The 15,296-nt window shown below is 72.1% G+C and carries 15 protein-coding genes; 9 read left to right on the top strand and 6 right to left on the bottom strand.

The genetic code is table 11. The features are described from left to right. Positions 1-163: 163 nt before the first annotated feature. The 3 genes from ABZ860_RS14135 to ABZ860_RS14125 form a co-directional block, all read right to left on the bottom strand. Positions 164-613, bottom strand: coding sequence for an ATP-binding protein (locus ABZ860_RS14135; protein WP_079315171.1), 450 nt, complete (start codon positions 611-613; stop codon positions 164-166). Between the two features lie 174 nt (positions 614-787). After that, the gene (gene purS / locus ABZ860_RS14130; protein WP_079315170.1) at positions 788-1,033 is read right to left on the bottom strand and encodes a phosphoribosylformylglycinamidine synthase subunit PurS; all 246 of its coding nucleotides are present in this window, start codon (positions 1,031-1,033) and stop codon (positions 788-790) included. 150 nt (positions 1,034-1,183) lie between these two features. Further along, entirely contained in the window at positions 1,184-2,821 is a 1,638-nt protein-coding gene (locus tag ABZ860_RS14125; RefSeq protein WP_357219771.1) for a PucR family transcriptional regulator, read from the bottom strand. A 116-nt stretch (positions 2,822-2,937) separates the two neighbouring features. Here ABZ860_RS14125 and ABZ860_RS14120 point away from each other — a divergent pair, with 116 nt between their 5' ends. From ABZ860_RS14120 to ABZ860_RS14090, 7 genes are all read left to right on the top strand, one after another. Continuing rightward, positions 2,938-4,251: an MFS transporter gene (locus tag ABZ860_RS14120; RefSeq protein ID WP_357219769.1), complete on the top strand. Its 1,314-nt coding sequence runs from the start codon at positions 2,938-2,940 to the stop codon at positions 4,249-4,251. 19 nt (positions 4,252-4,270) lie between these two features. Further along, positions 4,271-5,884, top strand: coding sequence for an amidohydrolase (locus tag ABZ860_RS14115; RefSeq protein WP_357219768.1), 1,614 nt, complete (start codon positions 4,271-4,273; stop codon positions 5,882-5,884). A 209-nt stretch (positions 5,885-6,093) separates the two neighbouring features. Then, positions 6,094-7,185: a pyruvate dehydrogenase (acetyl-transferring) E1 component subunit alpha gene (pdhA, locus tag ABZ860_RS14110; RefSeq protein ID WP_357219766.1), complete on the top strand. Its 1,092-nt coding sequence runs from the start codon at positions 6,094-6,096 to the stop codon at positions 7,183-7,185. Then, entirely contained in the window at positions 7,182-8,156 is a 975-nt protein-coding gene (locus ABZ860_RS14105) for an alpha-ketoacid dehydrogenase subunit beta (protein WP_357219764.1), read from the top strand. The genes pdhA and ABZ860_RS14105 overlap by 4 nt, the downstream gene beginning before the upstream one ends. Before the next feature lie 16 nt (positions 8,157-8,172). After that, positions 8,173-9,600, top strand: coding sequence for a dihydrolipoamide acetyltransferase family protein (locus ABZ860_RS14100; RefSeq protein ID WP_357219761.1), 1,428 nt, complete (start codon positions 8,173-8,175; stop codon positions 9,598-9,600). Between the two features lie 71 nt (positions 9,601-9,671). Further along, on the top strand, positions 9,672-10,598 hold the full coding sequence (locus ABZ860_RS14095; protein WP_357219757.1) for an MvdC/MvdD family ATP grasp protein: 927 nt from the start codon (positions 9,672-9,674) through the stop codon (positions 10,596-10,598). After that, positions 10,595-11,584 (top strand): TIGR04500 family putative peptide maturation system protein, encoded by a 990-nt coding sequence (locus tag ABZ860_RS14090; RefSeq protein ID WP_357219754.1) that lies wholly within the window; start codon positions 10,595-10,597, stop codon positions 11,582-11,584. Before ABZ860_RS14095 ends, ABZ860_RS14090 begins: the two co-directional genes overlap by 4 nt. Before the next feature lie 97 nt (positions 11,585-11,681). Here the strand turns inward: ABZ860_RS14090 and ABZ860_RS14085 are convergent, their stop codons facing one another. Both ABZ860_RS14085 and ABZ860_RS14080 read right to left on the bottom strand, forming a co-directional pair. Continuing rightward, positions 11,682-12,116, bottom strand: coding sequence for a hypothetical protein (locus tag ABZ860_RS14085; protein WP_357219751.1), 435 nt, complete (start codon positions 12,114-12,116; stop codon positions 11,682-11,684). Positions 12,117-12,208: 92 nt separating this feature from the next. After that, positions 12,209-13,441 (bottom strand): serine hydrolase domain-containing protein, encoded by a 1,233-nt coding sequence (locus ABZ860_RS14080; RefSeq protein WP_357219747.1) that lies wholly within the window; start codon positions 13,439-13,441, stop codon positions 12,209-12,211. 302 nt (positions 13,442-13,743) lie between these two features. Here ABZ860_RS14080 and ABZ860_RS14075 point away from each other — a divergent pair, with 302 nt between their 5' ends. Continuing rightward, positions 13,744-14,478, top strand: a complete 735-nt coding sequence (locus tag ABZ860_RS14075) for a helix-turn-helix domain-containing protein (RefSeq protein WP_357219744.1) — start codon at positions 13,744-13,746, stop codon at positions 14,476-14,478. Positions 14,479-14,533: 55 nt separating this feature from the next. Next, positions 14,534-14,827, top strand: a complete 294-nt coding sequence (locus tag ABZ860_RS14070; protein ID WP_357219741.1) for a Dabb family protein — start codon at positions 14,534-14,536, stop codon at positions 14,825-14,827. Between the two features lie 2 nt (positions 14,828-14,829). Here ABZ860_RS14070 and ABZ860_RS14065 read toward each other — a convergent pair whose 3' ends face one another. Then, on the bottom strand, positions 14,830-15,288 hold the full coding sequence (locus ABZ860_RS14065; protein ID WP_357219738.1) for a MarR family transcriptional regulator: 459 nt from the start codon (positions 15,286-15,288) through the stop codon (positions 14,830-14,832). Between the last annotated feature and the right edge of the window lie 8 nt (positions 15,289-15,296).

The raw sequence follows: 15,296 nt of genomic DNA, 5'->3' as shown, positions 1-15,296 counted from the left end.
TTCCCTCCAAGGCGCACGCCACCGTCATCTGGCCGGACGGCGGTCTGTGGCGGTACACCTCAGGGTATCGGAGCCGCCAAATCGGGCCCCCTGTGGAGGCCCACTTCCGATCACCCGTCACGCCGGGGTTCTCCGAGCCCCGGCGCGGTGGGGAGCCGGGGTCTCAGACCCCGGCGAGATGACGGTCGAGCGTGAGGTGGTGGGCGATGGCGTCCTCGTCCCAGTCGAGTTCCTTGGACAGGCGCACGGTCGTGCCGCGCCCGGGCGTGATGTCGAAAGAGAGATCGTCGACGACGGCGCGCATGATCAGAATGCCCCGGCCGTTCTCGGTCTCCGCCGGCGGATACTGACGGGGGATCATGTGCAGCCCCTCGCCTTCGTCGGCGACGCGCAACTCGCAGCGGCCGTTGCCGATGGTGGCCATGACCTCGTAACGGTTGGCGGGACCACCGTGCCGCACCGCGTTGGCGCACGCCTCGGACGTGGCCAGGAGTATGTCGGACACGCACTCCTCGGTCACCCCGAGCGACCGCAGCGCGTCTCCCACCACTCGGCGGACCATCGGAATGCCGATCGCGTCCCGTGGCATCGCCAGTGAAAACTCAATATCCACCGGACCCCTCCCCGGTGTCGAAGGTCACCAAGGTAGGCTTCCCCGATGAATCAGGGCTAACCGCAAAATCACGTCCCCGTTATTCAGGACGCACTGTATCGGTGGGTTCGAGACGGACCGATGCCTGATTAGGGGTGGACAAGCGGCGGAAACGGTGGTGTGAAATGCGCCACTTCACTCCTCGACGCGGATAGAGAAGTCCTCGATGACCGTGTTCGCCAGCAGGGTTTCGGCCATCTTTCGGACATCCGAAAGCGCGGCCTCGTCGGCCGGACCGTCCAGCTCCAGCTCGAACCGCTTACCCTGCCGCACCCCGGAGACGCCGGAGAAGCCGAGTCGCGGCAGCGCCCGGGCGATCGCCTGGCCCTGCGGGTCGAGGATCTCCGGCTTGAGCATGACGTCGACGATGACGCGCGCCACGATGTTCCTCCAATTCGAATGAGGGCCCGCCGATTCGGGGAGGTCCGCCCGTTCGGGGGTCCGTTTGGGTCAAGCCTAGTGCCGCCTCCCCGGCTCGTCCCCGACGGGCCGGGGTGCCGCGCCGGGCCGCGCCCACCGCGGGCGCCCGGCTCAGTTGCCGCGCCCCGGCGGGACGAACTCGTCCAGGGACAGGGCGAGCCACAACTCCAGACGGTCGCGTGCCTTGCCGAGGTCGCGCCCGCAGACGCGCTCGGCCGTCTGCAGGCGGGCCCGCATGGTGTTCCTGTGCACGCCGAGACGCCTCGCCGCGGCCTCGACGCTCGCGCCGCAGTCGAGGAAGGTCCGGACGGAGGACACGAGGGCGCCGCCGTGCCGCAGATCGTGCTCCCGCAGCGGCCTGAGCACCACGTCGGCGAAGCGGGCCACGCCCTCGGGGTCCAGGGCGTCGCGCAGCAGGGCCCACGGCTCGAGGTCGTCGACGTGCGTGTATCCCGGGCCGCCCGCGAGGGCCGTCGCGTGCCGCACGGCCGGCGCGATCTCGCCGATGTCCCGCGCGCCGCACGCTCCCGCGGAGATGTCCAGGCCGGTGAGCGCGCCCAGCCGCTCGACGAGGGCGGGACCGAGCCGGGGATCGGTCTGCGGCACCACCAGGAGCAGCCCGCCGGCGCGCGGGCAGACGAACACCGTCTCCTCGGCGGCCGGGTCTCCCATCACGTCGCTCAGCGCGTCCAGCGCGGGGTCGGCCAGCGCCGGGGCCTCGCCCTCCACGCGGGCCACGGCCACGATCACCTCGTACGGCGGGGGTGGCATGGGGCAGATCTCGGCGAGCCGGCCGGCCGTGAACAGCGGTGCCGCCGCGCCGCCGCCGGCCGCGGCACGATCGGCGGCGGCACGGCCGAGGGCGGCACCGCGGAAGTCGGCGCTGTGGAAGGCGGCACTGTGGAAGTCGGCGCCGTCGAGGACGGCGCTCAGCACGGCGGCCCGCTGGGCGTGCGCGCGGGCGCGGGCCCGGTGCAGCCCCACCAGTTCGATCGCCAGCAGGCTCGCCGCCTGGTTGGCCAGGATCCTGGTGTGCCACTCGGTCGACGTGCCGCGCAGGGCGAGCCAGCCGCGGGGCGGCCCGGTGAAGCCGAGGCTCTGCACCTGGAGGATCCGGTCCCCCTTGTCGATCACCATGGAGCTCCGGGGCCCGGTGAGCCGGCCGACCGCCTCCGCCGCCTCCGCGTGCCACGGCCGGGCTCCCTCGGGATGGGACACCCGGGGCCGTCCCCGGGCATCGAGCAGGAGGGTCTCGCAGTCGGTGTGCTCGGCGAGCGCGCGGAGGATGCCGAGCGAGCCGTGCCGCAGCGCGGCGCGGGCCATCGCCTCCTGCGCCGCCGCCGCCCGCCGCTCGCCGCGGACCCGCTCGTCGGCGTGCCAGCGGGCCACGGCCTCCGCCACGGCGATGAACGGAGTGCTGCCGGTGACCTCCAGCAGGGGCAGCCCGAGCCGGGCCGCGGCCTCGACGATCTCGGGAGGCATCTCGGTCAGGTGCTCGTCCAGCGCGAAGGCCAGGGCGGCGCAGCCCGCGCGGCTCAGCCGCTCGACGTACTCGGCGCGGCCGCGCGGGGACGCGGGCAGCCCGAGCCCGACCGTCATGACCAGCTCGCCGCCCCGCAGCCAGGGCACGGGATCGGCCAGCTCGGTCACGTGGGCCCATCTGACGTGGTTGCCCAGCCCGTCGCGGCCCGCGAGCAGGGTGATCTCCAGCATCGGCATGGCCAGCACGTCGGCGACGGTGAGCGTCATGACCTCTCCTGTGCACTTCGCCCGAGAAAGCCCAGACGATAGTGCACATCGCCCACGGTGCTCGCGTCTGACCTGGTCTTACGGTCTCTCCAACCCCCAACCCACCGGAGGACCTCATGGACCGACGAACTCCCCGCCGGGCCGCGTTCGCGGCCTTCATCGGCACCACGATCGAGTGGTACGACTTCTACGTCTACGCGACCGCCGCCGCCCTCGTCTTCGGGGACGTCTTCTTCCCGGCGTCCACCGATCCGCTGGTCGGCGTCATGGCGGCGTTCGCGACGTACGCCGTCGGGTTCTTCGCGCGTCCCCTGGGCGGCGTGGTGTTCGGCCACTTCGGCGACCGGCTGGGCCGCAAGTCGGCTCTGGTCGTCACGCTGCTGATGATGGGGGTGGCCACCTTCGCCGTCGGACTGCTGCCCACCTACGCCTCCGTCGGAGCGGCGGCGCCCGCGTTGCTGGTGCTGCTGCGGTTCGTCCAGGGTCTCGCCGTGGGCGGCGAGTGGGGCGGGGCCGCCCTGATGGCGGTCGAGCACGCCCCGGAGGGGAAGAAGACCTTCTACGGCTCGTTCGCCCAGCTCGGCAACTCCGCGGGCGCCCTGCTCGCGACCGGGGCGTTCAGCCTGATGACCTCGCTCGGCGACGACGCCCTGCGCGAGTGGGCCTGGCGGGTGCCGTTCCTCGTCTCCGCGGTCCTGGTGCTCGTCGGCATGTTCATCCGGCTGCGGGTCGAGGAGTCGCCGGTCTTCGAGCAGGTCAGGCAGCGGCGCGAGAGCGCGCCCGCGGCCGCGGCGGAGCTGCCGATCAGGGCCGTGCTGCGGACGTCGTGGCGGCCCGTGCTGCTCGGCATCGGGGCGCTCCCGGTGGCCATCGGCGGCTACTACATCGCGACGACGTTCCTGCTCGCGTACGCGACCGGCGCCGACGTCGGCGTCGACGAGCAGGTGGTGCTCAACGGGCTCAGCTTCGCCGCGTTCGTCGAACTCGTCGCCACGCTCGCCATCTCGTGGCTGGGAGACAGGGTCGGCGGGCGCCGCGTGGTGATCGTGGGGCTGGTCGTCGTGGCCCTGCTGGCCGTGCCGCAGTTCACCGTCATGGGGACCCGCGACACGGTTCTCATCTTCCTGATGCTGGGCCTCATGCGGCTGGCCATGTCCGCGACGTACGGGCCGATGGCCACGCTGCTCGCGGAGATGTTCCCCCCGAACGTCCGCTACACGGGCATGTCGCTGGCCTACCAGGTGGCCGGGGCGATCTTCGGCGGGCTCTCGCCGCTGGCGGCGACCGCCCTCGTCAAGGCCGGCGGCGGGGGGCCCGCGCCCGCCATCGGGCTGCTGATCGGGATGTGCCTGCTCAGCGTGGTCTGCCTGGCCGTCGCGCCGCGCCACCGCGACACCCCCGTCGTCTCCGGCGTCCCCGTCTCCCAGTGATCCCGTAGTTGGAGGAGTCTTGTCCGCGATCGTCATCGCCAACGCCAAGGTCCGCACCATGGACCCCGGTGCGCCCAGAGGGGAGGCCCTGGCCGTACGCGACGGCCGCGTCCTCGCCGTCGGCAGGGAGGCGGACGTGTCGGCCGTGGCCGGGCCGGGCGCCGAGGTGATCGACGCCGGCGGCCGCACGGTGCTGCCGGGGTTCGTCGACCCGCACAACCACCTGCTGTCCACGGCCGAGTCCCTGGTGTCCGTCGACGCCCGCTATCCGGCCGTGGGGAGCGCCGCCGACCTGGTGTCGGTGATCGCCGCGGAGGCGGAGCGCACGCCGCCGGGGCAGTGGATCAGGGCGTTCGGCATGGACGATGCGAAGTTCCCCGGAGGGCGGCCCTCACGGCGCGACCTGGACGAGGCGACCACCGAGCACCCGGTGATCGTCTACCACGTCTCCGGCCACCACGCCGTGGTCAACTCCGCCGCGCTGGCGTGGCGGGGCATCACCGCGGACGTGCCCGACCCGGTCGGCGGCGCCTTCCTGCGCGACGAGGGCGGCCGGCTCACCGGCATGGTGCTGGACTCCGCGATGCAGCTGCTGCTGCCGACCGCGGTGGACATCGGCTGCCACGGCCCCAACTTCCACACCGATCTCCCGGCGGAGCAGCTGCTGTCCTGGCTCGCCGCCGCCGGTGAGAGGTACCTGGCGGCGGGGCTCACGACGGTGTGCGACCCCCAGGTGTCCCGCAGGGAGCTGTCGGTATACCGGGCCGCGCACGCCGCGGGCACGCTGCCGGTCCGCACGGTCTGCATGCCCCTGTCGCACATGCTGGACGACCTGGCCGCGCTCGGCCTGGCCGGTCCCTTCGGCGACGACATGCTGCGCCTGGGCGCGATGAAGTTCTACTGCGACGGCACGCTGCTCGGCGGCACCGCCCTGTTCAGCGAGCCGTACGGCGAGGGCGGCCGGTTCACCGGCTCCACCTATCACCGGCCCGAGCGGCTCACCGACCTGGTCCGCCGGGCGGCCGAGGCCGGCTGGCAGGTCGGCGTCCACACCCAGGGCGATCTCGCGATGGCCTACACGCTCGACGCGATCAAGGCGGCGGTGGCCGTGTCGGGGGACGACGCCCGGCCGCGCATCGAGCACTGCGGCCACCCGACGCCCGGCCAGGTGCGCGATTTCGCCGCGCTCGGCGTGATCCCGGTCAACCAGCCGAACTTCCTGCACGACAGCGGCAGGGACTTCGTACGGCGGCTGGGGGAGCGCCGTGCCCACCGGCTCCAGCCGATGCGCGAGGAGATCGACGCCGGGCTCCGCCCGGTGCTGTCCAGCGACTCGTTCGTCTCCTCGCTGCGGCCGATGGAGACCGTGGCCAACGCCGTACGGCGGCGCACCCGGGAGGGCGACCCCATCGGCGCCGACCAGGCCGTCACCCTGGACGAGGCGCTGCGCGCCCACACCGCCGACGCGGCGTACGCGCTGCGGATGGAGGACCGTATCGGCTCGCTGACACCGGGCAAGCTGGCCGACGTGGTCGTCCTCGACCACGACCTCGACCGCCTCGCCGTGGACGAGCTGGCGAGGGTGGACGCGTGGCTGACGATGCTGGGCGGGCGAGTGGTCCACCGATCCTGAGGCGCGGCGCCGGGGTGTGGCGTCTCACAGTCCGGGAATCTGGAGAAGTGTGGACGGGCGGGCGGGGTCTTGCGCTAAGGGGTGTGACTTCTGCCACGATGTCCACATATGCGCCCGGTCGCCCACCCCAGCGGCCGTACGCCCGACTACCCGGCCTTCCTGCGGGGGTGACCCCACCCGCGGGGGCCCGAGACGCACAGGAGTGGCACGTGACAGCCGACGCCCCTCGTGGTGTAGACGCACCCCCGGAGCTCGTCCAACTGCTCAGCCCGGAAGGGGAGCGGATCGAGCATCCCGACTACGACATCGAGCTGACCGCGGAGGAGGTCCGCTCCCTCTACCGTGACCTGGTCCTCGTCCGCCGCGTCGACCTGGAGGCCGTCGCGCTCCAGCGGCAGGGCGAGCTCGGCATCTGGGCGTCCCTGCTGGGGCAGGAGGCGGCCCAGATCGGCTCGGGCCGGGCGCTCACCGACGACGACATGGCCTTCCCCACCTACCGGGAGCACGGCGTGGCCTGGTGCCGCGACGTCGACCCGGTCAAGCTGCTCGGCCTCTTCCGCGGCGTGAGCAACGGCGGGTGGGACCCGGCCGAGCACAACTTCCACCTCTACACGATCGTCATCGGCTCCCAGGCCCTGCACGCGGTCGGCTACGCCATGGGCATCCAGCGCGACGGCGCCGAGGCGGCCACGATCGTCTACTTCGGCGACGGCGCCACCTCCCAGGGCGATGTGAACGAGTCCTTCATCTGGGCCTCGGTGTTCAACGCCCCCGTCGTGTTCTTCTGCCAGAACAACCAGTGGGCCATCTCCGAGCCGCTGGAGAAGCAGTCGAAGATCCCGCTCTACAAGAGGGCGTCCGGCTTCGGCTTCCCCGGGATCCGCGTGGACGGCAACGACGTGTTCGCCTGCCTCGCCGTGACCCGCCGCGCGCTGCAGAACGCGCGCGAAGGGCAGGGGCCGACGCTGATCGAGGCGTTCACCTACCGGATGGGCGCGCACACCACCTCCGACGACCCCACCCGCTACCGCCTCGCCGACGAGCTGGAGGCGTGGAAGCTGAAGGACCCCATCGAACGGGTCAAGGCGTACCTGTTCAAGAACCAGCTCGCCGACCAGGAGTTCTTCGAGAAGATCGACGCCGAGGCCGACGCGCTCGGCAAGGACGTGCGAAGCCGGTGCCTGGCGCTGCCCGACCCGCCACCCCGGGCTATCTTTGATCACGTGTACGCCGGCGCCCACGCACTCCTCGACGAGGAACGCGAGCAGTACCTGACCTACCTGGCGGGGTTCGAACGATGACCACACTGACTCTCGCCAAGGCGTTGAACGAAGGCCTCCGCCGCTCGATGGAGGACGACCCCAAGGTGCTCGTGATGGGAGAGGACGTCGGCAAGCTCGGCGGCGTCTTCCGCGTCACCGACGGCCTGCAGAAGGACTTCGGCGAGGACCGCGTGATCGACACGCCGCTCGCCGAGTCGGGCATCATCGGGACGGCGATCGGCCTGGCCCTGCGCGGCTACCGGCCGATCTGCGAGATCCAGTTCGACGGGTTCGTGTTCCCGGCCGCCGACCAGATCATCACCCAGCTCGCCAAGATGCCGCTGCGGTCGCTCGGCACGCTCAAGCTGCCGGTCGTCGTGCGCATCCCGTGCGGCGGGGGCATCGGGGCGGTCGAGCACCACTCGGAGTCGCCCGAGGCGTACTTCACCCACACCGCGGGTCTGCGGGTGGTCGCCTGCTCGAACCCTGCGGACGCGTACACGATGATCCAGGACGCCGTCCGCTGCGACGACCCGATCATCTTCTTCGAGCCCAAGCGCCGTTACTGGGACAAGGCAGACGTCGATCTCGCCGCCCCCGGCCTGCCGCTCGACCGCGCCCGCACCGTACGGCAGGGCCGCGACATCACGCTGGTCGCGTACGGGCCGATGGTGAAGACCTGCCTGGAGGCCGCCGCGGCGGCGGAGGAGGACGGGCGCGACGTCGAGGTCATCGACCTGCGCTCGCTCAACCCCCTCGACGTGGACGTCCTGACCGAGTCCGTGGCGCGGACCGGGCGGTGCGTCGTCGCCCACGAGGCGCCCGTGTTCACCGGCTTCGGCGCCGAGCTGGCGGCGCGCATCACCGAGCGCTGCTTCTACAGCCTGGAGGCGCCCGTGCTGCGGGTCGGCGGGTTCTCCACGCCCTACCCGCCGTCACGGCTGGAGGACCACTACCTGCCCGACCTGGACCGCGTGCTCGACGCCGTGGACCGATCGTTCGCGTACTGAGGGGGAGGGACTTCTCATGCTCCGTGAGTTCAGACTCCCCGACGTGGGCGAGGGGCTGACCGAGGCCGAGATCGTCAAGTGGCACGTCGCCCCGGGCGACTCGGTGAAGATCAACCAGACGATCGTGGAGATCGAGACGGCCAAGGCCGTCGTCGAGCTGCCGTGCCCCTACGAGGGCACCGTCTCCGCCCTGATGGTCACCGAGGGCCAGACCGTGGACGTCGGCGCCCCGATCATCTCGGTCGAGGACGGCGAGGGCGGTGACGGCGTCGGCGCGCGCCGGGAGGCGCTGGCGGACGACATGGTGCCGGATGTGCGAAACGGCGCTCCGGCGAAGGAGGAGCGCCAGCCGGTGCTGGTCGGGTACGGCGTCAAGGCGAGCGCCACCCGCCGCCGCCCCCGCAAGCCGGCCGTGTCCGCTCCGTCCGCCGCGTCCGCTCCGCCGGTTGCGCCGGTTCCGCCCGCTCCCGCCCCGGTCGCGACCGCTCCGGCCGGTGCGGCACCGGGCATCGGTGCGGCAGCCGGTATCGCACCCGGTGTCGCCGGGACACAGGGCAACGGCTCCTCGGCGCCCGCACGGGCGCGCGTCCTGGCCAAGCCGCCGGTCCGCAAGCTCGCCAAGGACCTCGGCGTCGACCTGACGACCCTCACGGGCACCGGCCCCCAGGGTTCGATCACCCGGGCGGACGTGGAGGCCGCGGTGGCGGCGCCCGCCCCCGTTCCGGCCGCCGCACGACGGGAGGCCGGGCCGCGGGAGGAGCGCATCCCGGTCAAGGGGGTCAGGAAGGCGACCGCCCAGGCGATGGTGGCCAGCGCGTTCTCGGCCCCGCACGTGACCGAGTGGCTGCAGGTCGACGTGACCGAGACGATGGAGGCGGTACGGCGGCTGCGCACGCTGCCCGAGTTCGCCGAGGTCAAGGTCTCCCCGCTGCTTCTCGTGGCGAAGGCCCTGATCACCGCGGTGAAACGGCACCCGATGGTCAACGCCACGTGGACCGGCGAGGAGATCGTGGTCAAGCACTACGTGAACCTCGGCATCGCCGCCGCCACCGATCGCGGGCTGATCGTGCCCAACGTCAAGGACGCCGACGCGATGTCGCTGCCCGAGCTCGCCCGGGCGCTCGGCGAGCTCACCGAGCGCGCGCGGGCCGGGAAGTGCCAGCCCGCCGAGCTGAGCGGCGGCACGATCACGATCACCAACGTGGGCGTCTTCGGCGTCGACGCCGGCACACCGATCCTCAATCCCGGGGAGGTGGCGATCCTCGCCGTGGGCCAGATCAGGGACATGCCCTGGGTGGTCGACGGGCAGCTCGCGGTCCGCAAGGTCACCACGCTGGCGCTGTCGTTCGACCACCGCGTGGTCGACGGCGAGCTCGGCTCGTACGTCCTGCGCGACGTCGGCGCCATGCTGGAGGACCCGCTCCGCATGCTCGCCTGGAGCTGAGCGGGGACCGCTCAAGTCGGATGCAAGATCCGAACCAGTGAGGCTCAAGCTCGAATTCCTAGCGTTCGCTTGTGATCCTCATACTGAGCGACCGGCAGGACACCACCGTGCGCCGTGTCCTCCCGAAGATCGAGCGCCTGGGCGTCCCCGTGACCTGGTGGGACAGCGGTGAGTTCCCCGCCAGGTCACGGGTGACCGCGGTCTTCGCCGGCGGTTCGCGCCGGCTGACGCTGGACACCGGCGCCCAGGTGGTCGATCTCGCCACGGTCACCGCCGTGTGGAACCTGCGCCCCAACCGGTCGGTGGCCGCGGCGAACGTGTCGGACCCGACCCACCGGGCGCACGTCGAGTGGCAGTCCCGTTTCCACCTGGACGGCGTGTGGGAAATCGTGCGGGCCCGCTGGCTGCCGTGCCCGCACCCCGTCACCGGGCGGACGCGCAACCGTCTCGTCCACACGGCCCTGGCCGCCGAGCTGGGCTTCGCGGTGCCGGAGACCGTCTACACGAACGATCCGGCGGAGCTGGTCCCGGCGTACGAGCGCGCCGGAGGCAGGCTGCTGGTGAACCTGCTCGATCCCGAGGACCTGCGGATCGACGGGCAGGACCACCGGGTGCACAGCACGCTGGTCCGCCGCCGGCACCTCGCCTCCCGCCACCGGTTGCAGCACGAGCCGGTCATCCTGCAGCCCTGCCTGCCTCGGGCCGTGGATTTGCGGGCGGTCGTCGTGGGCGACCGCGTGTTCGCCGTACGGGTGGGCGAGCGGCCGGGCGACGGCCCGGGCGACTTCGCCGTGCACCGCCTGCCGGAGGAGGTCGAGCGCCGGTGCGCGGCCCTGGCCGCCTCGCTCGGGCTGAGCTACGCGGTCGTGCACCTGGCGCTGACCGGGGAAGGCGAGCACGTCTTCCTGGAGATCGATCCGAACGGCGCGTGGGCGCCCGTGGAGGAGAGCACCGGGCTGCCGGTCAGCGACGCCATCGCCGCCTGGCTGGCGGCATGACCGCCGTATCGGTGACGGCGTTCGCCGCGGTCCTCGCCGAAGCCGTCGAACTGCTGCGCGGCCTGCGCCGCCGCCGCACGGCCGTGCCCGAGGCCAGGAGCCTGGCCGCGGCGTGGGCGGCCGCCCACCCGGAGGCGCGGGCCCAGCTCGTCGTCGGCCTGCGTCCGGACAGTCCGCTGGTCGACTACGACCTGCTCGTCGAACATCCGGAGGGCGGCACCGTGGCCCTGTCCGCCGCGCCCGACGACGGCGTCCCCTGGCCTGCCGAGCACTCGGCCCACTGGGCCGCCGGATATCTGGTCACGGTCGACCGCGTGCGCCTGCGCGTCGCCGAGGCGCTCATGCTGCTGCCCAGGCGGCCGTGCGGCGACCGCGACGTCCACGACGAGATCGTCGAGCAGTGCCTGCTGATGAACGAGACGCTGGAGGACGGCGAGCCCCTCGACGACGCCGACATCCGGGCCGCCGCCGAGGAGTTCCGCGCCGGCCACGGACTGCGTGACCGCGCCTCCACGCTGGCCTGGCTGGCGGAGATGTCGCTGTCCGGCGAGCAGTTCGAGGCGTTCATCGCCGGGATCGCGCGGCGGCGGCGTTTCCGGCGGCGCAAGGAGGCCGAGCTCGCGCCGGGCCACCTCGCGGCCCACCGCTGCGACTTCGACCGCGTACGCGCGCTGTGGGTGACCGGCTCGCAGCCGGTGAACGGGGAGTTGCTGCGCGGCGTGGGCGGCCTGGTGGGCTGCGGGGAGGCCGTGGTGACCGTCGGCGAGCGGTGGGCCAGGGACCTGCCCGCGCCCCTGCGCCACGCCGCGCACGACACGCTGGTCGGCCCGGTGGCGTACGGCGACGGCTTTCTGACCGGGATCGTGCTGGAGCGCCGGGTGGGACGGGACGACCCGGAGACGCTGGCCGCGGCGGGCGCGACCGCCTTCGGCGAGTGGCTCGCCGGCCGGCGCAGGCGAGCCTCCATCGAGTGGCACTGGTTGTGAGGACCTGCGGAACGCGGGGCGACGACCAGACGGCGGGCATGGGCGGGCTGGTCGTCGCGGCGTCCCCGGAGTCCGGAGAGGACCCCGGGACGTCCCGTCACGCGGCGTCGAGGGCTTCGGTGATCTTGCGGGCCATGTCGGCCATGGCAGGGCCGGGCTCGCCCTTCTGCGCCCGGGCGGCTGCTTCGACGGCGACGAGGACGGTGCCGCGGAAGTTGTCGGCCTCTGCCGGAGCCTGCTTCCTGAGCAGGCTCATGGACGCCGTCAGGGCCGGCAGCACGTGGTCGGCGAGTTCCGCCACGGACTTGCCGTTGAGGTTCATGCCCGTCGACTTCTCGGCGAGCACGTGCCCGACGAGGCCGGTCGCGGAGGCCAGGGCGACGGAGCCCTCGGTGGCGACCTTGTGGGGCGAGCCGGTGGCGCCGGCGGCGGCCAGCAGCGAGACGGCGCCGTAGGCGGCGGTCCGCAGGGTGATCTTGTCCTGCTCGGTGAGGGTGATGGACATGGTCGTGTGGTCCTTTACGTCTGTCATGCGGGTGGTGGAAAGGGGCCCGCCGGTGCCCCGTGCTCGATGCCTGGTGCGCCAGGGGCTGGGGGCGGGTCTGCCGGGACACGGGCTCGGGGTCAGTCGTCGATCGCCTGGTAGAGCGTGGTCCAGAAGTCGTGGATGAGCTGCATCGAGGTGGGGGTGGACGCCCCGACCTGGGTGAGCAGGAGTCCGGTGAGCTGCTTGGCCGGGTCGGCGTAGGCCGCGGCGCCGCTTCCGCCGTCCCAGCCGAACTGGCCGACGGAGGCGTAGTCGCCGCGGTAGGTGCGCACCGCCATCCCGAAGCCCCAGCCGCCGTGCTGGCCTTGGCCGTGCGAGATGTGGACGTTGTCGACCGCCATGGCGTTGCGGGCGGCGTTCTGCTCGGGCGTGAGGCGGTTGGTGGTCATCAGCTCGACGGCGGGCCTGGACAGGATCCGCCGTTCCTTGTGCACTCCGCCGTTGAGCAGCATCCGGAAGTAGGCGTGGTAGTCGTCGGCGGTGGAGGTCAGCCCGCCGCCGCCGCCCTGGAACGCCGGAGGCTCGCTCCACCGTCCTCCCTTGGCCTCGTCCCACACGAGGAACTCGCCGGTCTGCGGGTCGGGGGCGTAGAGGGTCGGCAGCCGGTCGATCTTGTCGGGGGACACGTGGAAACCGGTGTCGGTCATCCCCAGCGGTTCGAAGATGCGCTCGCGCAGGAACTCCTCGAACGACCGGCCCGTGACCCTGGCCACCAGCACGCCGAGTAGATCGCTGCTGATGTGGTACTGCCAGCGCTCTCCGGGCTGGTACATCAGCGGAAGCGTGCCGAGGCGGCGCATCCACTCATCCGGCTCGGGCATCGGCGTCGGCAGATTGGGCGTGAGCCCCTGCTCGAAGACCGCGTTCATGATCGGCGTGCCCAGCGACGTCATGTCCATGCCGAGCCCGAAGGTGGAGGTCAGCACGTCCCGCACGGTGATCGGCCGCCGCGCCGGCACGGTGTCGTCCAACGGGCCGTCGATCCGCTTCAGCACCCGGCGGCCGGCCAGCTCCGGCAGCCACGGCTCCACCTGGTCGTCCAGCCGCAGCCTGCACTCGTCCAGCAGGACCATCGCCGCCGCGACCGAGACCGGCTTGGACGTCGAGGCCATCCGGAAGATCGTGTCCCGGCGCATCGGCGCGCCGCCGTCATGCCGCATCGTCCCGATCGCCTCGACGTGTGTCTGACCGCCGCGGCCGACCAGGGCGACGAGCCCGGGGATCCTCCCCGACTCGACATACCGCGTCAGCACCTCGCGCAACCTGCGCAGCCCGGTCGCGGAGAAGCCGCTGTCGCCGTTTCCCATCATCGATCTCCTTATTGATCAATCTGCCGTCACGGCGACTCCCGCTACGGGTGCCGCCGGCACCCGTTGTGTTCGGGAATCGCTGAACGTCTGCGACACTACATTGCGTTCATTGATCGGTCAACATACATTGCAAGCGCATCACCCCTGTTCCGCCGGGATAAAAAGGTGTGCTTTGCAATGAGAATGACGCTGAACGCAATGGGCGATCAGGCGTCCATTGCAATGAGATCCGAGTGAATGCATACTGTGCAGCACGCGAGCGCCGAGCACCGCGCATGCCGGCAGACAGGAGACGAGCACCGATGCCCGGAGGCAGACTCACCGACGAGGACCGTCGGCAGATCGCGGCAGGGCTGGCCGAGGGGCTCGGATACGCGGAGATCGGCCGGCGCCTGGGACGGCCCGCCTCGACCGTCATGCGGGAGGTCATGCGCAACGGCGGACCCGACGATTACGGGGCGGACCGGGCGCACGAGGCCACCCGGCACCGTGCGCGCCGGCACAGGCAGGCGCAGCCTCCGGCGCCGCCGATCCCGGACGGCGGCCATGGGCGTGACCCCCAAGCGGTGCGGGACTTCACGGAGTCCTTCATCGCCCTGCTCGTCGGGCAGGGGCTGCCCCGGATGGAGGCCAGGGTGCTGGCCTGCCTGTACGTCACCGACTCCGGCGCTCTCACCGCCGCCGACCTGGTCCAGCGGCTTCACGTCAGCCCCGCCTCGATCTCGCACGCCGTGGCCTTCCTCGAACAGCAGGGAATGCTCAGGCGAGAACGGGTCCCCGGCGCGCGGCGCGAACGCTACGTCATCGACGACGAGATCTGGCTCCGGTCCATGCTCGCGTCCCTGCGGATGAACGAGGCCCTGGTGGCCGCATCGCGGCGCGGAGCCGAGATTCTCGGGGCCGCGACCCCGGCGGGCGCCCGCTTCGAGTCCTCCGCCGAACTCCTGTCCCTCGTGAGCGAGGCCTTCCGGCAGGTCGTGGAGCAGTGGCAGAGCCGGGCCGCGTCTGCGCCTCCGTCAACGATGATGAGAGGATGAGCGCCGTGCAGAGCGCGGCCGCCCGGCCGCGTGCGTCTCATCCCAGGGGGAGTGCATGTTCCGCCACGTCGTGCTGCTGAAGTGGACCGAGGACGCCACCGAGGAGCAGCGGGCCGAGGTGGCCAGGCGGCTGGGCGGGCTGCCGGACGTCATCCCCGAGTTGCGCTCCTACCAGATCGGCGCGGACGCGGGCGTCAACCAGGGCAACTTCTCCTTCGGCGTGGTCGCCGACTTCGACTCCCCCGAGGACTACGTCGTCTATCGCGACCACCCGGCCCACCGGGCGGTGATCGACGAGTGCATCACGCCGATCCTCGCCGCCCGCGCGGCCGTGCAGTACGTCCTCTAGGTTCACCCCTGCGCATGCAGTGATTCGACCGCTTCGACCAGAGGGGCGAGCCTGGGATTGCGGGCCGCCTGGTCGAGTGCTTCCCGCAGGGCGGCGTCGTTCGTGGGCCGGGCCTCGGCGAGCAGCGCCAGGCCCGCGGGGCTGACGTCGGTGTAGATCCCGCGGCGGTCGGTGGGGCACAGGTAGCGGGTGAGCAGTCCCCGCTCCTCGAGCCGGGTCACCAGGCGCGTCGTCGCGCTCTGGCTGAGCACCACGGCGTCGGCGACCTGCTTCATCTGCAGATGGCCGCCGGGGCCGTCGTGCTGCCGGCTGAGCATCTCCAGCAGGGAGTACTCCCGCACGCTCAGGCCGTGCTTGCTCTGCAGGGCGCGTTCGATGTGCGCCTCGATCTTCTCGTGCAACAGGGAGAGCGCGCACCAGCCCTGTGCGAGTGCGGTGAGGGCGGGATCGGCGGCCGTCATCGGCTCTC

Origin of the sequence: Microbispora sp. NPDC046973 (genome assembly GCF_040644495.1) — a bacterium.
Classification (GTDB): domain Bacteria; phylum Actinomycetota; class Actinomycetes; order Streptosporangiales; family Streptosporangiaceae; genus Microbispora.
This window is presented reverse-complemented; position numbering and strand designations above follow the sequence as displayed.